This window comes from Streptomyces sp. NPDC048142, assembly GCF_043202835.1.
Lineage (GTDB): Bacteria > Actinomycetota > Actinomycetes > Streptomycetales > Streptomycetaceae > Streptomyces.
The window spans coordinates 64993-86611 of sequence record NZ_JBIDBC010000032.1 but is presented as its reverse complement, the minus strand read 5'-3'; the positions used below and the strand labels follow the sequence as shown (position 1 = coordinate 86611).

18 protein-coding genes and 4 pseudogenes are annotated in these 21619 nt (G+C 70.9%); 13 read left to right on the top strand and 9 right to left on the bottom strand.

Going from position 1 to position 21619, the window contains the following annotated elements:
- Nucleotides 1-311 precede the first annotated feature (311 nt).
- A pseudogene (locus ACGF2Y_RS30305) lies at nt 312-962 on the bottom strand (transposase family protein); the annotation flags it as partial.
- Nucleotides 963-2165: 1203 nt separating this feature from the next.
- Between ACGF2Y_RS30305 and ACGF2Y_RS30300 the strand changes: the two are divergent.
- Together ACGF2Y_RS30300 and ACGF2Y_RS30295 are read left to right on the top strand one after the other, a co-directional pair.
- Complete coding sequence (locus tag ACGF2Y_RS30300; protein WP_392954042.1) at nt 2166-2309, top strand: hypothetical protein; 144 nt, start codon at nt 2166-2168, stop codon at nt 2307-2309.
- Nucleotides 2306-2527, top strand: coding sequence for a hypothetical protein (locus ACGF2Y_RS30295; protein ID WP_392954072.1), 222 nt, complete (start codon nt 2306-2308; stop codon nt 2525-2527). The genes ACGF2Y_RS30300 and ACGF2Y_RS30295 overlap by 4 nt, the downstream gene beginning before the upstream one ends.
- On the opposite strand, the pseudogene ACGF2Y_RS30290 reads toward ACGF2Y_RS30295, so the two are convergent.
- The 5 genes and pseudogenes from ACGF2Y_RS30290 to ACGF2Y_RS30270 all read right to left on the bottom strand — a co-directional run.
- Nucleotides 2437-2681 (bottom strand): annotated as a pseudogene (locus tag ACGF2Y_RS30290) (glycoside hydrolase family 15 protein); the annotation flags it as partial. The gene ACGF2Y_RS30295 and the pseudogene ACGF2Y_RS30290 sit on opposite strands and share 91 nt — an antisense overlap.
- Nucleotides 2682-3170: 489 nt before the next feature.
- Nucleotides 3171-3569 (bottom strand): tail fiber domain-containing protein, encoded by a 399-nt coding sequence (locus ACGF2Y_RS30285; protein ID WP_392954070.1) that lies wholly within the window; start codon nt 3567-3569, stop codon nt 3171-3173.
- 56 nt (nt 3570-3625) lie between these two features.
- On the bottom strand, nt 3626-3805 hold the full coding sequence (locus ACGF2Y_RS30280; RefSeq protein ID WP_392954040.1) for a hypothetical protein: 180 nt from the start codon (nt 3803-3805) through the stop codon (nt 3626-3628).
- 423 nt (nt 3806-4228) lie between these two features.
- Nucleotides 4229-5626 carry a hypothetical protein gene (locus ACGF2Y_RS30275; protein ID WP_392954038.1) on the bottom strand — a complete coding sequence of 466 codons (1398 nt, stop codon included), beginning with the start codon at nt 5624-5626 and terminating at the stop codon, nt 4229-4231.
- 165 nt (nt 5627-5791) lie between these two features.
- Complete coding sequence (locus ACGF2Y_RS30270) at nt 5792-7057, bottom strand: MFS transporter (RefSeq protein ID WP_392954036.1); 1266 nt, start codon at nt 7055-7057, stop codon at nt 5792-5794.
- Nucleotides 7058-7833: 776 nt separating this feature from the next.
- Between ACGF2Y_RS30270 and ACGF2Y_RS30265 the strand changes: the two genes are divergently transcribed.
- The 11 genes and pseudogenes from ACGF2Y_RS30265 (at nt 7834) to ACGF2Y_RS30215 (ending at nt 18196) form a co-directional block, all read left to right on the top strand.
- Complete coding sequence (locus tag ACGF2Y_RS30265) at nt 7834-8763, top strand: acetaldehyde dehydrogenase (acetylating) (protein WP_392954034.1); 930 nt, start codon at nt 7834-7836, stop codon at nt 8761-8763.
- A complete protein-coding gene (dmpG, locus tag ACGF2Y_RS30260) occupies nt 8760-9773 on the top strand; it encodes a 4-hydroxy-2-oxovalerate aldolase (protein ID WP_392954032.1) in 1014 nt (337 codons plus the stop codon). The genes ACGF2Y_RS30265 and dmpG overlap by 4 nt, the downstream gene beginning before the upstream one ends.
- Before the next feature lie 38 nt (nt 9774-9811).
- Entirely contained in the window at nt 9812-10681 is an 870-nt protein-coding gene (locus tag ACGF2Y_RS30255; protein WP_392954030.1) for a cupin-like domain-containing protein, read from the top strand.
- A complete protein-coding gene (locus ACGF2Y_RS30250) occupies nt 10678-11931 on the top strand; it encodes an aminotransferase class I/II-fold pyridoxal phosphate-dependent enzyme (RefSeq protein WP_392954027.1) in 1254 nt (417 codons plus the stop codon). The genes ACGF2Y_RS30255 and ACGF2Y_RS30250 overlap by 4 nt, the downstream gene beginning before the upstream one ends.
- Entirely contained in the window at nt 11928-12797 is an 870-nt protein-coding gene (locus tag ACGF2Y_RS30245; RefSeq protein ID WP_392954026.1) for an HpcH/HpaI aldolase/citrate lyase family protein, read from the top strand. The genes ACGF2Y_RS30250 and ACGF2Y_RS30245 overlap by 4 nt, the downstream gene beginning before the upstream one ends.
- A complete protein-coding gene (locus tag ACGF2Y_RS30240) occupies nt 12794-13819 on the top strand; it encodes an ornithine cyclodeaminase family protein (RefSeq protein ID WP_392954024.1) in 1026 nt (341 codons plus the stop codon). The genes ACGF2Y_RS30245 and ACGF2Y_RS30240 overlap by 4 nt, the downstream gene beginning before the upstream one ends.
- Nucleotides 13806-15164 carry a hypothetical protein gene (locus ACGF2Y_RS30235; RefSeq protein ID WP_392954021.1) on the top strand — a complete coding sequence of 453 codons (1359 nt, stop codon included), beginning with the start codon at nt 13806-13808 and terminating at the stop codon, nt 15162-15164. The genes ACGF2Y_RS30240 and ACGF2Y_RS30235 overlap by 14 nt, the downstream gene beginning before the upstream one ends.
- A gap of 88 nt (nt 15165-15252) precedes the next feature.
- Complete coding sequence (locus tag ACGF2Y_RS30230) at nt 15253-15807, top strand: MaoC family dehydratase (RefSeq protein WP_392954019.1); 555 nt, start codon at nt 15253-15255, stop codon at nt 15805-15807.
- Nucleotides 15808-15924: 117 nt separating this feature from the next.
- A complete protein-coding gene (locus ACGF2Y_RS30225; RefSeq protein ID WP_392954016.1) occupies nt 15925-16374 on the top strand; it encodes a nuclear transport factor 2 family protein in 450 nt (149 codons plus the stop codon).
- A pseudogene (locus ACGF2Y_RS30220) lies at nt 16371-17575 on the top strand (MFS transporter). Before ACGF2Y_RS30225 ends, ACGF2Y_RS30220 begins: the two are co-directional and overlap by 4 nt.
- A gap of 76 nt (nt 17576-17651) precedes the next feature.
- Nucleotides 17652-18196 (top strand): annotated as a pseudogene (locus ACGF2Y_RS30215) (ATP-dependent endonuclease).
- 161 nt (nt 18197-18357) lie between these two features.
- On the opposite strand, the gene ACGF2Y_RS30210 reads toward ACGF2Y_RS30215, so the two are convergent.
- From ACGF2Y_RS30210 to ACGF2Y_RS30200, 3 genes are all read right to left on the bottom strand, one after another.
- A complete protein-coding gene (locus ACGF2Y_RS30210) occupies nt 18358-18630 on the bottom strand; it encodes a hypothetical protein (RefSeq protein WP_392954013.1) in 273 nt (90 codons plus the stop codon).
- A 516-nt stretch (nt 18631-19146) separates the two neighbouring features.
- Nucleotides 19147-19410, bottom strand: a complete 264-nt coding sequence (locus ACGF2Y_RS30205; protein WP_392954011.1) for a hypothetical protein — start codon at nt 19408-19410, stop codon at nt 19147-19149.
- A 61-nt stretch (nt 19411-19471) separates the two neighbouring features.
- The gene (locus ACGF2Y_RS30200) at nt 19472-21619 is read right to left on the bottom strand and encodes an iron ABC transporter permease (protein WP_392954009.1); all 2148 of its coding nucleotides are present in this window, start codon (nt 21617-21619) and stop codon (nt 19472-19474) included.

The window sequence follows — 21619 nt, the reverse complement described above, 5'->3', positions numbered from 1 at the left end:
GGCGAGGCTTCTTCTTCCCCATGCTCTCCATGATGGACATCCTCCCGGGGACGAACCCCTGATCTCGAATGTCCGTCAAAGCGGATCAAGCCCAGTCCCTTTCGGCAGCAGCGTGCCCACCGGTTCCACATAGCCTGCCGGAAGGTGGTCGCCCGGAGCACGGCAGGTCCGGTACTCCGAGGCCGTGGGCAACCCCGGCCAACTACTGGTAAGCCTGACGCCCGTTGCCTGGTCCTCGGCCGACTCGCGGAGGACGTCCAGGGACCGCTGGCCCACTGACCGACCTTGTCCTCCGGCTCGACCAAGCCAAGCAGGGTGGCCATGGTCTGTTCGCCGACGCATCGGATCTTGGCGTGGGTTGTGTCCTGGTGCCGTTGTCGTCGCTTGAGTTTCCGGCCCCGGATCGGGAAGCGGATGTGGGGGCCGACGCCTTGGCAGGAACGGTCGGCCCAGCGTCCCCTCCGGCCTCGGCCAGGGCCTCGACGAGGCTGTGGACGCGGGCGGCGGTCGGGTCGTGGGTGGATTCGGGCAGTGCCGGGGAAGCCCATACGATGCGGGCGAAGGGATCAGTCAGGACCTGGACGTTCATGCCGTGACGCCGATGCTTTCCGGAGTAGTACGGGCGGCCGGCGGCGATCCGGTCAGTCGGCAGCAGGGTGCCGTCCAGGAACACGAAGGCCGTCCTGCTCGCGGTCCGCATGACCTCGCCAGGCTCGGCACGAGCGTGGTCAGGACTTCTACCGCCTCGCGGATGTAGCGGTGGACGTCGCGATCCCGAATCCGGCGCCGAGTTGGGCGTAGGTGTCGTCGCAGCGCAGGTGGGCCAGTACCAGGAGGGCCTGGCGACCCGGCGTGACGCGCCTCCATCGGGTGCCGATCTCGCGACGGCGAGCAGCCGGCTGTTGAGCGAGGTTGCGCAGACGCGTGCTGGGCAGATCGATGGCCGATGGGTGGACAAGCACCCCAAGCTCCTGGTCGGCACAGGGGATCTTGGTCGTGAACCCGTCTACCAGGAGCTCCGCCTGTTCGTACAGCGAGCCAAACACCCGTCCACACCGTCAGGTTGGAAAGAGCTCAGTGTGTCGTGTCCGCGCGGAATTCGTAGCCCTGTTTCTTCGAGGCTGTCCGGCACGGGGTTTGTTGGCCGGAGGGCGAGCGCCGTCGGATCTGCGCCGCGGTTGCGAAGGCGCCGGATGAAGTCCACGAGGTCATTGATCCCGACATGCCGCCAGTCCTGGCCGCGGAGATGGCCACTCAGAAGCAGGTGAGGAACATTCGGGAAAGCGGTGCCTTGGCTTCGTGTAGACGATCACGATGGACACGGGGCGCCGAAGCGTCGTCCGTCTTGGAGGGCAGCAACGCGTGGAACTGTTCCTGGTGAATTTGCGGGCGATCGGAGGAGCGCGTTGTGGGGAGCTTCTTCCAGAAGTGAACGTCCCACGGCACCAGAGGCCTTGGAGCTGACGAAGGAGAGGGATGAATGTCTGACTGGTTCGGCAGGAAGTCGTGACAGTCCACCGGGGCCTCCCGGTGATCGCGGTCCGGGCCCTGCTCGGGCTCATCGTCGCCACGCTCGACGCGGCCGTCGTACGCGGCGCTGTGCGTGCGGCCAGGGTTTCGATCAGGCAGGACCTGGTGTCGCTGGGCGACATGCAGCAACTCGCCAGCGCGTTGGCGGAGATGACCACCGCGGCCTACGCCTTTGCGTCGCCGCTCCTCCAGGAGCGGACATCTTGGATCGGCTGGCTGTGGTGGCGTACCACTATCGGGCCGGACGGGAAAGCTCCAGCGGGACATGGCCCTGACGTACCGGCGGGCGCGCAAGGGCGCAGGGGCGCCTCTCGACTGGCGATCGACCAATGGCTGCGAGGTCGTTGTTGTCCCCAGGGACGCGCGGCCGCCAGCGGTGAAGGATGCGTAGGAGCGCTGACACGCAGGATGAGCGGGAGGGCGTTCAGCGCGCCGGCTCCGGTGGCAACGGGACCCTGTGGATTATTCGGTTGATGTGGATGCACAGCACTACGCGGGGAAGTGGAACGGTGGGAGGTAGCCGTTCTCCATGCAGGTCCTGGTGGTGACGAGGCGGCCGTCGGGTCCATGGACTTCTACCGGGTACATCTCGACCGGGGCGTGAACGACCCTTCCTCACCCTCCGGATCCTCGGCGTGATCCCACCCCACCGCCTCACCCAGCACGACCTACTGCTGCTCATCGCGAAGCTCGCCCAGGCCCAGCACCTCGACAGCGTCCCGCTCACCGACCACGACGCCGTCGCGCTCGCCACGCCCGCACCGGTGGAGGCCCCATGACCACGCCCTTCCTCGACCGCCCCCTCGCAAACCGGCCCCTCCAGGGGCGCGTCGCCCTCGTCACCGGCGCCGCCACCGCCCTGGCCGGGGCCGGAGCCACCGTCGCCATCAGCCACCACGCCCAGACCGCGGCGACGATCGCCCCGGTCGGCGCATACGTCATCGCCTTCAGCGTGATGAGCGCGCGGACCACCGCCTCGCGGTACGGGCCGTCGTAGGTGCACCGTGCGACCCAGTCCCCCCCCAGAACTCCATGGTGTGGGCGAGTGCGGCGTCCGCGTCCGGGACGTCGGGCGGCGTGTTCAGGTGGGAGGGCTGCCAGCTGAGACAGAAGACTCGCCGCTCACCTGCGCTGACGAGGAACTTGCTGTACGCGATGCCGGGCGACACCCGATCTCGATGCGTACCTGATGCGGAGTACGCATATGCCCAGCAAAGAGCCACTCTGCGGCTCGCCGTCGCCGCGCTCATGCACCTCACCGGTGAGCGGCAAGCCGACCTCGCGGCCGGGCTCGGACTGAACCAGACCCAGATCAGCCGCAAGCAGGCCGGCACCACCGCCTGGTCGCCGGCCCGGCGTCGGCAGGCTCTCCGCCCACTACGGCATCCCCGTCGGCGACCTCCTGGTCGGCGTCGACCGCGCCGTCCACTGCCTCCCCGCCGGCCGCCGCGCCCCCGCGCGCCCCGCCGCACTCCGGGACCTACGGGTCCGTCGGCACCACCAGCGCTCGTTGAGAGGACGGCGGCTCCCCGCCGGGGCAGCCACCCAGAGGCTGCACGTCATGAGAATGCTCGGATCAGTTGGCACCTGTTCTGGTGAGTCGGCATCCCTGGGCAGTGCAGCTGGTACGCAGGGCATTCCTACGCTTGGTCTGCGGCCTTCTCGGATGTCATGTGTGCAGGTGCATGCCTTGGGTGTGTCTGTCGTGGACTCTCGGCTCGTAGGGCCTCGACTTCACCTCGTAGTTCGGTCAGTTCCCGGTGCAGTGCCTGGATGGCGACGATGGCCACCCCGTTGGCGTCGGTGCAGCAGATCGTCCGGTCGTTCTCACCGACTCCGAACGCTTTCCACCAGTCCTGCGCCATGGGGCCCAAGTGGCGTACGTGTGGCGGGTCCCAGTGGTATCGCCACGTGCTGACCGGTAGCTGCACCACCTGTTCCAGTACCTGGTAGCCGTTGACCGGATCGCTACCGCGTACCGCACCCGACACAGCACCGGACGCCAGACCAGCCGCAGAAGCATTCCGCCGCAGGCACATCCTGACCAGGGACGACGTCCGCATCCTGGCCAGGGACCCCTTCAACCGCCGGTAGCTCATCGCTCCCAGACCACTGCGGTGACGTCGGTCTTCAGTGCGTGGTCCGAGAAGAGCAGGCTGCCTCCGCCACCGCGGTTCTGCGGGCTGTTCACCGGAAGCTGGACCAGACCGTTGCCCGCCCCGCTGCTGTAGGTCGTCCCGCCAACCGCCGTGACGTCACGGTCTTTGTTGATCATCGTGGTGTCGTAAGCGGCGTTTGCCGACCGCCAGGATGTTCGTGCTCGCGACGGCCGGACCGCTCAACGCAGCCGTGCCGGTGGCCGCCGTGGCTGTCAGTACCAGCAGGCGGCGGGCAACGCGCTTCGTGGACATCAAACATCCCTCCGTTCGGGACGCCAAGTGCGTCCGCGCCACCCCTAACGGACTATTGCCCCCAAAGGGCACGTAGAGTTCCACGCTTCCTCCGGCCCCGCGCTCGCGAGGCGCGTACGCCGTGAGGCGCCCGGCCGGTTGCTGGCACCGCGGACCAGGACAACGGGCGCGACCATATTGACCGTTTCCTCCTCGTAGTTCCCGAGCATCGGATCAGAGCGCGACCCGAAGATCACGACATCACGCGGGTGACGCCCCGCCGCCGGACCGGGTTCGGCCGCGTGAGATCAGCAGTCGCCGCCGTGGAAGACGCAGCCGACCGTAGCGCCGCCACCCATGCTGACCACCCCCACGGCTGGATCGGTGCTGCCCCGTACGAAACCTCCCGCGTATCCGTCGGCCCCGACGCCGCGTGCGCCCACGTAGACGCCCCAGTTGAGGAAGAGTTCCCGCAGGCCGCCGACGCTGTCGGGAAACGGCTCGGCGGCGGGACGTACACGGCGCTGGAGCACGAACGGGCCGTTCATCGCCGAGGTGACCTTGCTTTCCCACGCCGCCGGGTCGACCTCCCAGCCGGCGATGATTCCGTTGCCGCCGTGCAGCAGCGTCGGCTTCAGGATCAGCTCGTGCTGGTGGCCCAGGGCGTGGGCGAGCAGGTCGACCCGGGATCCGCCAGGATCCGTGGCGCGTGGGCGTACGTACCGCGTCCATGGCAGGAGCCGGTCGAGGCAGTCCAGTTCGGCGGCATCGAACAGGTCCCGGTACTGCTCGTCGGAGAGCATCGCCAGGGTGCCCTTGTTGCCGTACAGCTCGGCGTCCAGTCGGCTGAACAGCCCCAGCCTGCCCTGCTCGACCGCGGTCAGCAGCGGCTCCAGCTGGGCCGCCGCGGTGGGGTCGGTGAGGTCCTCGGGCAGGAAGTACCGGAAGACGACGTCGACGGTTCGGCCCGAGGCCGTTGGCCGGCCGTTCGGGTACGTGAGCTCGCCGAGGTCGCAGGCGATCCCCTCGACCCCGTAGTCGGCCAGCTTCGCGGCGAACACCCGCAGCCGGGGTCCCACGACGGCGAAGTTCTCCACCGTGTCCACCACGGCGACGACGGGTGCCCGGTCGGTGGGGATGTTCGCGGCGCACTCGGCGTACATGGTCCGCACCATGTGGCCCAGCGTGTCCTCGTAGCGGAGTTCGTGCCGCCGTACGAACTCTTCGAGCGGTGGGTACGCCAGCATCGCCCGGTTGATGTCCGCGTTCTCGAAGCCGCCGAGCGCGCTGGTGATATTGAATTCGAGAAGTTTGAACCCCGAACCGTCGTGATAGAGGTCGGCCCGCCCCAGCGGGAGGAGCTGCCCGGTCCGGGCGCTCCGCGTGATCAGCGCTGATTGCACGGGGTCCATGCCGACCGCCGCGGCCAGCGCCGTGGTGCTTCCGCCGAACCCACGCTCCGGGAGCGAGCGCAGCAGCGCGTAGACGGTGTGGAGGTCGCCCACGAGGGTGCGCAGTTCGCTCTCGCTGAGGAAGGCGGGGCCGTTCAGGAACCGGTCCTGGTACGCGAGCTTCAGTGTGGCGGATGCCAGGGCGGCGGCCGCGGGGTGGCCCGTCGACGCGTTCCGCGCGAGCTGCTCCCCGTACGCGTGGCCCAACCGCGATCTGGGCGGCCTGGGCAGCTTGGGCGGACTCGTGGTCGTCATTGCGTGTCCTTCCGGAGTGGACCGTTCTCGGTACGGTGCCGTTCTCGGTACGGTGCCGTGTTCGGTACGGTGCCGTTTCGGGTTCGGTTACGGTGCCACGTTCGGTTACGGTGCCGTGTTCGTTTACGGGGCCGGCGCGCCGAGGCGTGCCGGACGGCTGCCCGCTCAGTCCGTCCCTGTCGGTCGCGGAGTCTGCTCGGCGCGGGAGATCCACCGGCGGCGGGCGCCCACGAGGAGCCCCATCGCGACCGCCGCCATCACCACCGCGCCGGCGCCGAACACGGCGCGGGTGCCGACCTCGGCGGCGACGATGCCGCCGGCCGCCGCACCGACGGGCAGTCCGCCCCAGGCCACGAGCCGGTACACGCTGTTCGCCCGGCCGAGCAGGTGCTGCGGCACCAGGGTCTGCCGCAGGACGACCACGACGACGTTCCACGTCACCGTCCCGCACGCGAAGATCGCGAGGGCGACACCGGCCGCGTACACCGACGGCACGACGGCAAGCACCGTCTCGCTCGTGGTGATCAGGACGGCGGTGGCCACCAGCGCTCCTTCCCGGCCGAGACGTTCCGTCAGCGCGGGGGCGAAGCGTGAGGCCAGGACGGCTCCCACGGCTTGGCAGGCGAGCAGGACGCCGTACCCGAACGGACCCAGACCGAGCACCTTCCCGCTGTGCACCACCAGCACGGCGAGCATCGCGCTCCCGGCGAGGTTGATCAGACAGGACACCAGCGCGAGGCTGCGCAGCAGGTGATGCGAGAACAGCCACTTGGCGCCGGCCAGCATGTCCGACAGCACGCCGGCCCTGTCCGGTCCGCGCTCCACCGGCCGGGTGCGGCGGATGCGGCTGATCAGGACGGCGGAGCACAGGAAGGTGGCCGCGTCCACGCCGAAGGGCAGGGCCGTCGCCACACCGAACATCAGCGCGCCGACGAGCGGGCCGATGAAGCCGGTGCCGGCCTCCTGCGCGGCCATGATGCGGGCGTTGGCGGTGGCGAGCCCGGCCTGCGGGGTGATGAAGGGAACGAGCACCTGGGCCGCGTTGCGGCAGAGGACCTCGCCCACGCCGAGCAGGAACATGCACACGTAGAGCAGCGGCAACCCGCCCCAGCCACCGAGGATCCCGAAGGTGAGCACCGCCAGCAGAACGGCCCGCGTGACGTCGACGCGCACCATCATCGCCCGGATGTCGATCCGGTCGACCAGCAGCCCTGCCGGGATGCCGAACAGGATGAACGGCGCGGTGAAGGCGACCGAGGCCGCACCGATCAGGCGGGGGTCGTCGGTCAGACGGGTGGCGAGCAGGGGCGCGGCGGCGATCGTGGCCCCGTCACCGAGCGAGGACACGGCGGCGGACCACCACAGCCGGGAGAAGTCGCGTCCCAGAAGCGGCCGTTGCGAGCCGGCCTTGTCAGTCGTCGACGCGGTCATGAAAGCGCGTGGCAGCGCAGCCGGCAGTACATTGCCTCCCCCTTCGATTCGCTGCCCCGCCGTCGACGCCCCCACCAGCCCGTCGTCGTTCGCCGGGGCCCGTACAGCCAGGTGCACGGGGCCCCGAGAGTAGTCGGCGTCCGCGGCGGAGTCGAGGGAGAGATCACGTCCGACGGGTGGGAGCGCATGCCCGTCGATCGAGTGCCGGGGACGAACCGGCCGGGCGCCTCCCAGGAAGATCAATCCGTGTGCGAATGAAGGGGGTTGCGTCCTGCGGTCTTCTGATATGTTCACCGCCGCTGGGCGGGTGAATCGGCGGTCAGCGGCGTGCATGCATGGGAGGACATGCCGTCAACGGGGCTTCGGCACACTGCGTCGAGCCTCCGGTTCGTGCTCAGGGCCGATCGTTTCGGCGCGACGGCATGCGGCTGGTGATTCTTCGTCCTCCGACCGCGCGACCGCGCTTCGCCTCACCGACTCCTCGCCCCTCGGCGGCCTGCCGGCATCAATGGCCGGCCGGGTCTGCGGAAGAGGCGTCGGGAGAGGCATCGTGACCGACCGCTTCGGCGCACGGTCCGGAACGGACGGACATCCCGGCGAGGCACCCGGTTGCCCGCAGCCAGGGCTGCCACGGAGCAGCCGCGCGCAGATGGAAGGGTGGGAACAACGTTCATGAGAACCTACGAACCCGATGCGGCGAGACCTGCGACCGGCACCCGCTGTCGCCTCTCACGTCATCCGCGGGTGTGCCACCTCCGGCGCCCCGGAGGCATACGTTGAGTCTCGCGACGGGCCTGAAGATCGCCCGTCCGGACGTCGTCGAATCGGTGACGGTCGCCGTCATCGGCACCGGGGCGATCGGGCGGGATCTGGTCAGCAAGATCGACCGGTCACCCACCTTGGACTGCCGGCTGGTGGCCGGACGCAATCCGGAGTCGGCGGGCCTGCGGTACGCCGAGAGCCTCGGCTGCGCCACCACCGCCGCCGGCATCGAGGCCGTACTGGCGGCGGCGTGCCCGTTCGACGTCGTCTTCGACGCCACCAGCGCCGCGTCCCACCGGGACCACTGGCCGCTGCTGGAGCCGCTCGGGACGCTGGTGATCGACCTGACCCCCAGCAAGGTCGGGCAGATGGTGGCGCCCACCGTGACCGGGGTATCGGCGGCGGCCGCGCGCAACGTCAATCTGATCAGCTGCGGCGGCCAGGCGTCCGTTCCGGTCGTGCACGCGCTCGCGGCTCGTTTCCCGGTGACGTACATCGAGGTCGTTTCGACCGTGGCGAGTGACGTGGCGGGCCGCGCGACCAGGCTGAACCTCGACGAGTACGTGGCGGCCACCGGCCACGCCGTGACGACGTTCTCCGGCGTGAGCGACGTCAAGGTGATCCTCAACATCAGTCCGGCGGTACCGCCGGCCACCTTCCGGACCGCCATCCGTGCCCGCACGGCCGAGGCCGATCCGGCGGCGGTGCGAGCGGTCGTCGACCGAGCGGCCGAGCAGGTGCGGTCCTTCGCTCCCGGGTACGAGGTCGTCGCCTGCACCGCGGTCGACGATGTGGTGACGGTCATCCTTGAGGTCACGGCGCACAGTGACGTCCTGCCTCCGTACGCCGGGAACCTCGACATCATCAACGCCGCCGCCGTCATGGTCGCCGAGCAGTACGCGGCCCGGCCGGGCCGGGCGTCGCGGATGGGGGTGACCTCGTGAAGCACGTGGTGATCCACGACCCGACGCTGCGCGACGGCCAGCACGCCGTCCGGCACCAGCTCGGGCTGACCGCACTGCGCCGCTACGCGGAAGCGGCGGACGCGGCGCGGATTCCCGTGGTGGAGGTCGGCCACGGCAACGGTCTGGGCGCCTCCTCGTTGCAGGTCGGGCAGGCCGCGGCGAGTGACGACGAGATGCTGACGACCGTCCGCGAGGCGTTGCGCCACAGCCGGTTGGGCACCTTCATGCTGCCCGGCTGGGGCACCTCGGAGGACCTGCGACGGGCGGTCGCCCACGGGGTCGACGTCTTCCGCATCGGCGTGCACGCCACCGAGACGTCCCTGGCCGAGCACCATCTGGGCTTCCTGCGGGACGCGGGCGCCGAAGCCCACTGCGTCCTGATGATGAGTCATATGGCCTCCCCGGACGAGCTGTCCGAGCAGGCCGCACAGGCCGTCGGATACGGGGCACAGGCCGTGGGGATCATGGACTCCGCGGGCCACTTCCTCCCTTCGGACGTCACCGCGCGGATCGGCGCGATCGTCGAGGCGGTCGACACGGTCCCGGTGATCTTCCACGGACACAACAATCTCGGCATGGCCGTCGCCAACTCGGTGGCCGCCGCCGACGCCGGCGCGCTGATCATCGACGGCTGCGCCCGCGGCTTCGGCGCGGGGGCGGGCAACACCCAGCTGGAGGTGCTGGTTCCGGTGCTGGAGCGGAGCGGGTTCACCACGGGCGTCGACCTGTACGCGCTGCTGGACGCCGCCGACCTCGCCGAGCGCGAACTCATGCCCGCACCACCGGTGACCGCCTCGATGAGCATCGTCAGCGGCCTGGCGGGAGTGTTCTCCGGATTCAAGCACCGGGTCGTCGAACTCTCCGGGGCCGCGGGCGTGGACCCGCGCGAAGTCTTCTTCGAACTCGGCCGCAGGCAGGCCATCGCCGGCCAGGAGGACCTGATCGTGGACGTGGTGGCGGAGCTGAGCGGCCGCAAGACCGAGGGCTGACGAGTCATGTGACCCGGTGAAGAGGGAGGACCAACGACATGGCAGTTCCGGAAGCTGTGCCCGAGTCGAACGGGACAGCGGGTGTGGAGGTCACCCGCATGTCGTTCGACGCATTCCTGGCCATCGGCCCCCAGGGGCTGTACCGGGCCGACCGCCCCGTGGTGATCAAGCTGCCGGCCGACGTGCAGGGACTCGGCCGGGACGAAGTGGCGGCGCGCCTCGCCGAGATGACCGTCACCCTGTTCAGCGAGCCGGGCGACAAGAACCACCCGGGGCGCTGGGAGACACGGGACATCAAGCTCCGCGAGTTCTTCGCGGACGAGCGACACCTGACCAGCTCGGACACCTGGCACCGGGTGGTGTCGAACATCCGCAGCAGTCCGGCCGACGTGAACGCCGTCATCGGCTTCGACGCCGAGGAGTTCTTCGGCTACGCCGACAGCCTGTACGCGGCCAACCTGTGGATCAGCCACCGCGGCGTGTTCACCAAGAACCACTTCGACGAGTTCGAGAACTTCAACATCGCGCTCGAAGGCCGCAAACGGTTCATCATCGCTCCACCCGGTGTGCGGGACTACTACCCGAGGTCGGTCCTTCGCGGGTTCGGGGACAAGTCCAAGGTGGTCGACCTCGACGACGTCGACCTGTCGCGCTACCCGAGGCTCGCGGCCAAGCTGGCCCAGCGCCGTGACTTCGTCCTCGAACCGGGCCACATGCTCTACCTGCCGCTCGGCTGGTGGCACCAGGCCGAGTCGCTGGGCGAGATGAACATCAACGTCAACTTCTGGCTCAAGTCCAAGAAGATCCTCCGCAGGCCGCATGTGCTCGGCGTCGCCCTGTACACGTACGCCTACCGGAGACTCAAGGGCGTCTACAGCTACAAGCCCACCGAGGGGAACTCCCGATGAGCGAGCGCAGGACCATCACCCCCACCCACCGGTACCGCAACAACGACAAACTCATCGGGATCGGCAACGCCTTCTGGAACGCGTCCTACGAGAACGGGGTCGCCGGCATCGTCGGCGACCTCGATGACGGCGTCTTCCACATGGCCGACGGGCACGAGTTCGTCAACTTCACGGTCTGCTCCTACCTGGACCTGGACACCCACCCCAAGGTCATCGACGGGGCGGTCGCCTCGCTGCGCCGCTTCGGCGTGCTCGACCACTGCATCCCGCGCACCCGCGTCCAGACACCGGTGCTGCTGGAGCTGGAGGAGTCGCTGGGCGAGCTGTTCGGCGCGATGGTGATCAGCGCGATCTCCACCGCGGCGGCCAGCACCGGTCTCCTTCCGATGATCGCGTCGGGGCACCTCGGCAACGGCACCAAGCCGCTGATGGTCTTCGACAAGAACGCCCATGTCTCACTGGCCAACGCCAAGCCGAGCTGCGCCGACGAGAGCGAGGTCGTGACCTGCCGCCATCACGACCTCGACTTCCTCAAGGACATGTGCCGCACCTACGAACGCGTCTGTTACGTGGTGGACGGCTCGGACAGCCTCGGCGGCTACGCGCCCGTCGAGGAGCTGGCCGAACTGCAGGAGAAGTACAACCTCATGGTCTTCTACGACGACTCGCACTCGCTGTCCGCGTACGGCGAGCGCGGCATCGGCTACGTACGCACGCACGCCCCGGTGCTCGACGAACGGACCATCACCGTGGCGACCCTGACCAAGGGATTCGGAGCCGGTGGCACGGCGATCCTGCTCGACGGCTACCCCGAGGAGACACGCCGGCTCATCGAACGGTTCGCGGGCCCGCTGGGCTACTCGCAGAAGATGAACGCCGCCGCGGTCGGTGCGGCACTCGCCTCGGCCGAGATCCACCGCACCGAGGAACTCACATCGCTGCAAGGGCGCCTGCGGTCCAACATCGCGCTGTTCGACTCGCTCGTCCTGACCGAGCAGGCCGAAAGCACCTACCCGATCCGGGTGGTGCCGATGGGCGACGAGACGGTCGTCGAGGCGGCGAAACAGGTCTTCGCGGCCGGGTTCTACACCTCACCGGTGTTCTTCCCGATCGTCGCACGCGGTACCGCCGGACTGCGGGTGATGCTGCGGGCCGGCCAGAGTGCGGAACAGATCGAGCGGCTCTGCACCGCGCTGATCAAGGCCGGGGCGCGCCCGGCGACCGGGCTCCCCGCGGCGGTGACCCGGTGACCGGGGCGGCGAGGGCGATTCCGCGCAGCATCCTCTACACGCCTGCCCTGTCGCCGGACAAGGTGGTGAAGGCCTGGTCGTACGACGCGGACGTCCACCTGATCGATCTGGAGGACTCCGTACCGCCCGCCGACAAGCAGGCCGCCCGCACGGTCTGCCGGGCCGCGCTGGAGAAGACGCCGAGGCCGGGACAGGTCGCCGTGCGGATGAACGAGCTCGGCAGCCTCGCGGGGGTCCAGGACGTCCTGATGCTGGCCGACAGCCCGGTGCGGCCCGGCATCGTCCTGATGACGATGGTGACCTCGGCGGACGAGGTCGACCTGCTGCGCCGGATGCTGGCTTCGGCGGGCGCGTCCCCCGAGATCTACGTGACGGTGGAGACGGCCGAGGCGGTCACCCGCATCGACTCCATGGCGCGCTCCGCCGACGGCCTGGTGCTCGGCTCGGCCGACCTGGCCGCCACACTCGGTGTCGACATCACCTGGGAAGCCATGCTGGCCGCCCGGCAGGCGATGGCGATGGCCTGCGCCCGGTACGGCACGGCGTGCGTCGACACCGCCAACTACCGGCTCGCCGAACCGGCGGTCCTCGCCGAGGAGACCACCCGGGCGCGGGCGCTCGGCTTCCACGGCAAGGCGACGGTCCACCCGGGCGAACTCGACGTGATCAACCGCCTCCTGCGGCCCCGGCCCGACGAGCTGGGACAGGCCCGCCGCGTGGTGGAGGCCGTGACGGCGGCCGACGGCGGGATCGCCGTCCTGGACGGCAACATGGTCGGCCCGCCGTTCGCCCGGCTGGCCCGCACCACGGTGGCGCGCGAGGACGCCTGGACGAGCCGGTTCGGCCGCACCGGTGGAACCGCGTGACCGCGCCGGTGATGGTCCAGGCCGCCGACATGGCCGGAACCCGGCGGATGCTCCGCGTCGTCGACGTGCTCGGCGAGATGTTCGTCGACCTGGCCGCCGGCCGCACCCGCTCCCCGGCCCGCACGGTCGTCGAGCACGGCGACCGGCGCGTCCTCCTGGTCAGCCCCGCCGTCTGGGAGCAGCGCGCGGTGGGCAGCGTCAAGGTCACCACACTCACCCCCGACAACCCGGTACGCGGGCTGCCGCTCATCCACGGGATCGTCGCGCTCACCGACCTGGAGACCGGGCAGATCACCGCGCTCCTGGACGGCGCCGAACTCACCGCCGTCCGCACCGGCGCCGTCGCCGCACTGGCGACCCGCTGGTGCACCCCCGACGACGCCGACGACCTGGCGGTGATCGGCGCGGGAGTCCAGGCGCGCGCCCTCTTCCGGGCGGTGACGGCGGTCCGCCCGATCCGTACGGTCCGCGTCCACTCGCGCACGCGCGCCGGGGCCGAGAAGTTCGCCGACTGGATCCGCGACACCGCACCACACCCCGTCCGCGTGACGGTCCGCGACACCGCGAGGGACGCCGTCACCGACGCGGCGATCATCTGCACGGCCACCTCGACCGGCGACGGCACACCCGTGGTGGAGGCGGACTGGGTGGCCTCCGGAGCGCATGTGAACGTGATCGGCGGAACCCACCCCGACGCCGTCGAGCTCGCCCCGGCCCTGCTGGCCGATGCCGTGACCATCGTCGAGGACCGGTCCGCCGCGCTGGACGGCGCGGGGGAGATCCGGGCCGCACTGGCCGACGGCTTGATCAAGGCCGAGCACCTGCACGAACTGGGCAGCCTGGTGAGCGGCGAGGTCGCCGTCACCGGCCGGACCTCGGTCCTGCGTACGGTCGGCCTGGCCATCGAGGACACCGCCGCCGCGGTGGCGCTGTTCGAGGAGCGCCCTACGGCCGAGCAGGGAACCGGCGACCCGCCCGCCGTTCCGTCAACCAAGGAGGGAGTGTCGGATGGACACGCATGAGGACCTCGGTCAGGGAAACACGCACCCGTGGTTCGGCCGCCACCGGCTGCGGCCCGCCGCGCCGGCGGACACGATCCGGCAGATGCTGCGGCACGAGCTCCGGGACACCGGCTGGCCGCACCAGAAGGTTCTTCCCGCGGCGCCGATGGCGATCCCGCGCGCGGCCTACGCCGAGATCTTCCGGGCGAGCGTCGCGCTGGTCGACCTGTTGCGCCGTACCGCCCTGGAGAGCGGGCACACCACCGCCGACCGGCTGACCGCCTACGAGATGCCCGCCACCGAGGACCGGCTGTGGGTGCGGGACCCGTTCGTCGAGGAGCGGTACGCCGACTCCGTGGTCCGCCCGGACTTGGTCATCGGGCCCGACGGGCCGCAGTTCCTGGAGTTCAACGTCAGCGGTGCGCTCGGCGGCGTGGTGGAGACCCAGAGCCGTCTGGCGGTGTGGCGCGGACTCCACGCCGACGAGGAGGGCCGGGTCCCGTTCCGGTCGCCGAGCCCCTTCGCCGTACGCGCCGAGATGTTCCGGTCGCTCAGCGCGGAGTCGGCGGTGGCACCGAGGGTGGCCGTCGTCGGCAGCGCCCGGGTGACCGGCGTGGAGCGGCGGTACTTCGAGATGGAGGCCGACTACTACAACAGCCACGGCCTGACCGCACGCTTCTTCGAACCGGAGGAGCTGCCCGAGGCGTGGGACTGCGCCCCGCATCTGCGCTATCCGGTCGGACTGCGGAACTTCACCATTCCGGACTGGCTCGACGCGGGCCTCGACACCACACCGGTCCAGGACGCCCTGGACCACGGCTGCCTGTTGGTGGGCACCCAGACCTCGACGTTCCTGCACAGCAAGCTCACCATGGGGCTGCTGTCGGAGGGGCGGCCCTGGATGACCGAGGGAGACCGCAGGCTCATCGAGCGGTACCTGCCGTGGACACGGATCCTCTCGGAGCGCAGGACCGACCGCGAGGGCCGGCAGGTCGACCTGCTGCCGTTCGTGCTGAAGAACCGCGAGCTGCTGGTGCTCAAGGCCGCCCTCGGGGAGAGCGGGCAACAGGTCGTCATCGGCCGCGAGGCCGAACAGTCCGCCTGGGAGACTGCCGTCGCCGAGGCCGTCGAGGGCCGCACCAGCGTGGTGCAGGAGTTCGTACAGCCGCAGACCTGCCGGGTCGCGCTGATCGCCGACGGTGTCGACGAGCCGTACGACGTCGATGTCGCCCCGGTGCTGGGGCCCCTGATATTCGGTGGCCGCCCGGCCGGACTGTTCTGCCGGTTCTTCGGCGACGGCTCCGCCGGGATCGTCAGTGTCCGAGGAGGAACGAGCAGTTCCGACAACGTGATGGTGGCGATCTGACGGCAGCGCCCCGCACGCTCTGCCCTTCGCACCGGCGCGCCCGTCCGCGCCGCCCCTTATGCAAGTGACATCACCGGAGAGATGCCGCATGACCCTGCGTCACGTCAAGGACAACGAGTACGTCGAGGAGCACGGCGGGGACTTCGAGGACTTCGAGTCGGGCATGGTGATCCGGCACTGGCCGGGCCGTACCCTCTCCGAGGCCGACAACACCTGGCTGACCCTGCTGACGATGAACCAGCACCCGCTCCACTTCGACCAGCACTACGGCGCCGGCGCCGAGTACGGAAGGGTCCTGGTGAACAGCGGCATCACGCTGTGCCTGGTCGGCGGGATGACCGTGCAGGCGCTGTCGGCGCGGGCGGTGGCCAACCTGGGCTGGGACAGGGTCCGGTTGAAGAGCCCCGTCTTCGTCGGCGACACCCTCTACGCGACGAGCCGCATCCTCGACAAACGGCTGTCCCGGTCCCGGCCGGGGCAGGGGATCATCACGGTGGAGACGACGGGAACGAAGTCGACGGGAGAGACCGTCATCGTCTTCGAGCGGTCCTTCATGGTCCGCTGCCGTGAGCTGCCCGACCGGCCCGCGGGCCGAGGACCCGGAGACGCGGCCGCCACGGACGAGGGCGGCCCGTCCACGTAGCGCACAAGGAGCCACCGGCCCCGTGAGTATCGCCCCGTGCCCGTTCGGTCCATGGGCGGCCGCCCACCCGTCCGCCCATGAACTGCGCCCCGCGCACCCCACGGTTACGCTCGGACAATGGAAGACAGCGGAGCCGGATCCGGGCCCCCGCCGAACGACACCGACGCCCGGGACCCTGCGGTTCAGGCGCGGCTCGTCGCCCTGGTGGAGGAGTGGTCCGCCGCGATCGTCTCGGACGACGTGCCGCGGATCGGCGCTTTCAAGGCCGACGAATGGGTCATCGTCTCCGAGTCCGGCATCACGGACCGCGAAACGTTCCTCGGCTACGTAGGGTCCGGTGACCTGACCCACTCGGCGATGCGAGCCATCAGCCCGTCGAGGGTCCGCGTCCACCAGGACACCGCCACGGTCACCGCGCGGATGACGAACACCGCCCACTACGGTGGCCGTCGCTTCGACTCCGACGAATGGGTCACGGACGTCTTCGTCCGGCGTGACGGCCGCTGGCTGTGCACGCTCACCCACATCACCTCCGCCGCCCCGACGGACCCTCCGCCCGACGCATGAGCCGGACGCCAGGCTCCGCCCACCGGAGGAAGCGCCTCGGCTACCCGGCCGCGGCGGCCGTCTTCGCCATCGGCATGGCGGGCACCACCCTCCCCACACCGCTCTACGGCCTCTACCGGGAACAGCTCGGCTTCTCCGAACTGATGGTGACGGTGGTGTTCGCCGTCTACGCCCTGGGCGTGATCGCCACCCTGCTGCTCGCCGGGAACGTCTCCGACGAGGCCAGGCGCCGGCCCGTCCTCCTGGCCGCCCTGGGCTTCTCGGCGGCCAGTGCCTTCTGCTTCCTCTTCGAGGGCGGGCTCCCCGCCCTGTTCGCCGGACGGCTCCTCTCCGGGTTCGCCGCCGGACTGCTGAGCGGCGCCGCGACCGTCACCGTGATGGAACTGGCCCCGCCGGGGCGCGCGGCGCGGGCGGGACTGGCGGCGACCGCCGCCAACATGGGCGGCCTGGGGTGCGGCCCGCTGCTGTCCGGGCTGCTCGCCGAGTACGCCCCCTGGCCCCTGCGGCTCCCCTCGTCGTGCACCTGGCGCTGATCGCCGTGGCCGCCGTGCTGACCTGGCTCCTCCCCGAGACGGTCGCCTCATCCCGGGTACGGGGAGTGCGGCTGCGCCCTCAGGGACTGGCCGTCCCGCCCGCGATGCGCGGCGTGTTCGCCACCTCGGCGCTGGCCGCCTTCGCCGGGTTCTCCCTGCTGGGCCTCTTCACGGCGGTCGCCCCCGCGTTCGTGTCCGAGACGCTCGACGTGCACAACCTGGCCCTGGCGGGACTCGTCGTCTTCTCCGTCTTCCTCGCCTCGACGGCCGGGCAGGCGCTCATGGGACGGGTCGGGGAACGGCGTGCCCTGCCGGGCGGCTGTTTCGTGCTGGTCGCCGGACTCCTGCTGGTGGGCGCCTCGTTGCTGTGCGCCTCGCTTCCCCTGCTCGTCACCGGTGCGCTGTGCGGCGGTCTCGGCCAGGGGCTCGCGTTCCGGAGCGCGGTGACGGCAATCAGCGCCGCCGCGCCGGCCGAGCACCGGGCCGCGACCGTGTCCGCCTTCTTCGTCATCGCCTACCTGGGCATCTCCCTGCCCGTGGTCGGCGTCGGGGCCCTCACCCTGGGGATCGGGCTCAGGAACGCCGGGCTGACCTTCGCCGGCTGTGTGCTGGCGCTCGCCCTGGGCGTCGGGCTGTACCTGGCGCGGCGGCCTCCCGCACCCCGTTGACGTACCCGGGGAAGCCCTCGGCGACGTACCGGAAAAACCTTTCCGTACCCGCGGATCACCGTGCGAGACTGCCCCCGTGGACACAGCGACGCGCTTCCGGCAGACGGTCATCACCTGGGCCGGGGGAGACGGGGACACGCCGGCGCCCGCCGAGGGCGTCGTTGGTCGTGCCGCTCGGGGGCGCCACCGGTATCACCCGCTTCCTGCGCCTGCTGGGGCCCGACGGACTCGACGTCCGTCCCGCGGGCCTGTGCGACGCGGCGGAGCAGCGCTTCTTCCGCCAGGGCCTGGAGCGGACCGGCTTCGGCACCGTCCCGACCGCCGACGACCTGGAGGCGCTGGGCTTCTTCACCTGCCGTGCCGACCCTGGAGGACGAACTGATCCGGGCGCTCGGCACGGACGGCGTCCAGCAGGTCATCGACGACCAGGGAGACCTGCGTACCTTCCGGATCTTCCAACGGCAGCCGGCCCAGCGGGAGCGGACGGTCGAGGCGCAGTTGCGGCGTTTCATGGGGACCATCGGCGGCCGCAAGGAGCACTATGCGCGAGCGCTGACACAGGCGTTGGACCTCGCGCGACTGCCGGGACCGCTGGACGGACTCCTCTGTCAGCGGGGGTGAGCGCTTCCTGCGGATGGAGGACGGCTGCGCGGTCTTCGCCGTCGGCTCCGGGCACCACCGCTTCGCGGTCTGAGCGACCTCAGGGGCGACGGACGTGCGCCGTGCCCGCGATCGGCGGACGATCGCGGGCACGGCACGCGCCCGACGCGTGCCCCAGCGCCTCAGTTGCGGTTCAGCTCTTCTGTCCAGTCGGAGAGTTCACGTACCTCCTGCTCAGTGAGGTGCCGCACCTTCCAGATCAGCGCCGCCACGTCCGCCACCTCCGGCGACAGCCCGGCGCTCTGAGCCGGGGCGCTCACCCCGGTCAGCGCGGCCGGCACGGCGACCGGCACGCCGAGCACCGCCGCGACACCGCCGAGAAGCTCGGCGTCGAGTTCCTCCACGCCGTCGCGGACCATTCGGATGGTCGAGGCCGCCTTGCAGACGCCCGACATCAGGCACATTGGTCTCGGCGCCGGCCGACGGGATCAGGTTGCGCAGAGCGAGCATGTGCACCAGCAGTGAGCCGAAGCCCGGCGGCCCGGGGGCGGCGGGGGGCCGCTCCAGGGTCCGTGCGGGACGCGGTTGCCCGGCCGACGTCCGGGCGCGTGTGCGCAGGCGCTGCCGGTCGGCGGGGGAGAGGGCAAGGGCGTGCTGCACCAGCGACGGGACCCAACCGCCCGCCGTGCCCTCCAGGTCCAGCGCGCCCTCGGGCAGCGGCAGTCCGGCGACGAGGAAGATGTCGTGGTCACGGAGACCGGCCCGTACGGCGATGTCGTGCAGGTACGCCTCGCTCGGGGGATGCTCGGGGGAGGGCTGACGTCCAGCCCACGCGAGTCGTGCCAGGAGGACATCGGGGCCTGGACAGGTCGAGGGATCCATCGGTGACACCGTATCGGGAGGAGTCGTCGTGCGGGTCGGGCCCGCAGGGGACGGCCGACGTGGGCCGTCCCCTGCGGGGCGGGAGCGGATCAGGGGTTCTTCTCGACGTAAAGCGTCCACGCCTTGTCCGGGAGCACCCAGCCGTGCCCCAGGAAGGCCGCCTGGGTGATGTCCTTGAGCGAGGTGAATCCTTCCTTCTGCTGCGGCATGTAGTGGCCGGAGAAGTTCCTGACCCGGGTGATCAGACCGGCCGCACCGACGTCGAATTCGCCCGCCATCAGCACGGGCTTCTTCTCGGCCGGCGACGTGTGACCCGGGTAGCCCTCGATCACCTCCAGGTCGTCGACGCTCATGGCGCGCAGCGAGCCGTCGAGACGGACGACGAAGATGTAGTCGCCCCGGGCAGCTCCGTGTTCACCCCTCGCGCCGCGACCGCCAGAGCAGCCAGATGAAGTACGGGGCGCCGATCACGGCCGTCAGCAGTCCGACCGGGATCTGCGCCGGGGCGATGACCGCCCGGCCGACCAGGTCGGACACGACCACCAGCAGTGCGCCGAGGAGCGCGCTCACCGGAATGACCCGGACATGACGCCGGCCCACCAGGGCGCGTGCCGCGTGCGGGGCGACGAGGCCGACGAACCCGATCACGCCGACCGCCGCCACGGCACCCGCCGTCAGGAGGACGGCCAGGCTCAGCAGCGCCAGCCGGGTCGCGCCGATCCGTACGCCGAGCAGGGCGGGCGTCTCGTCGTCCAGCCCGATCAGGTCCAGCTCGCGGCGCATCAGCGCAAGGACGGGCAGCGCGACGACCAGGCCCACCAGCACCGGGATCAGCTCGGGGAACGTCCGCCCGTACGTCGATCCGCCCAGCCAGGCCAGTGCCTTCGTCTCGTTGTACGGGTCGGTGAGCACGATCAGCAGACTCACGAACGCGCCCGCGCCCGCCTGGACGCCGATGCCGATCAGCACCAGCCGGTTCTGTTCCAGCCCGCGGCGTGCGGCGAGACCGAACACCAGCGCGGCGGCGGCCGTCGCACCGGCCAGCGCGGAGCCGCCGATCAGCCAGAAGCTCGCCAGCGGTACGACGGTGAGGACGGCGACCGCCCCCACCCCGGCCCCACTGACGACGCCGAGGACGCCCGGCTCCGCCAGCGGGTTGCGCGACACCGCCTGGACGACGGCTCCCGCGACGGCCAGCGCCGCACCGGCCAGCAGGGCCGCGGCGACCCGGGGGACGCGCGTGTCGAGGACGTAACCGACGAACTGCCCCGCCCGGCCGGTGAGCCAGTTGCCCACATCGCCCAGGAGCAGCGTCGCGTCGCCGAAGAGCGTCGCCGCCATCACCGCGCCGAGCAGCCCCACGACCGTAGCCACCAGCGTGAGGACGAACGCCCGCCGACTGCGCAGCCGGGCGAACGCCGTCGAGCCGCTGTCCGTGCCCATGTCGCGCGACCGGTAGGCCATGAAGACCAGCACGAGCGCGCCGAAGCAGGTCGTGACGATGCCGGTGGGCACCTCGGCCCCCGCCTGGGCGCCGAACACCGCGCGCAGCATCACATCCGCGCCGAGCACCACGAGCACCCCCGCGAGCGCCGACGCGGGGATGAACGCGTGGTGCCGGACCAGGCCCGGGATCCACGTGCTGAGCAGCCGGACCACGGCGGGCGCGCACAGGCCGACGAAGCCGACCGGCCCCGCGACCGCCACGGACACCGCCGCCAGCAGCACCGCGAGAACGACGGCGGTGCTGCGGGTCAGCCGGGGGCTCACCCCCACGACCGCGGCCCCGTCGTCGCCGAGGGCCAGGATGTCCAGCCGCCGGCCCAGCAGCATGAGCCCGGCGAACGCGAGGAGCGCGACCGGGGCGAGCCGGTCGATGGACTGCATGCCGATCTGGGCGAGCGAACCGTTGCCCCAGGCGAACAGCCCGGTCGTCTGCTGGGAGCGCAGGAGCAGCAGCATTCCACTCAGCCCGGACAGGGCGAGGGTGAGCGCCGACCCCGCCAGCACCAGCCGGATCGGTCCGGCCCCCGCCCGCGACAGGCCGAGGACGACACCCGCCGCCAGCAGCCCGCCGAGGAACGCCGTGGCCCCGGCCGGCAGCGCGGGCAGCGTGATGCCGAACGCGGCGACCGTGACCACCGCGAGATACGCGCCCGCGTTCACGGCGAGTGTGTCGGGGGAGGCCAGCATGTTGCGCGACACCGACTGGAGGGCCGCGCCCGCAGCGCCGAGCGCGCAGCCGACGAGGAGCCCCGCGGCGAGCCGGGGCAGCCGGGAGTCCAGGACCACGGCGGCCGTCTGCTCGTCGGCACTCCGGTCCGAGGCGGCCCCGGTGGCCAGTTGCCAGAGCGTGTGCAGATCGACGGCGGCGGTGCCCTGGCTCACGTGCACGGTCGCGAGGGCGGCCAGGGCGAGGAGCGCGGCGAGCGTGAGGAGGAACATCCTGCCGCGGCGGGTCGGCGGGCCGGCCGCCACCGGGGACCCGCCCCCGGCCGGACCGGCCGCGCCCGCCACCGTCTTCACGGGGGCGGGCGGGGCGGATGTGGTGCGTGTGCTCAT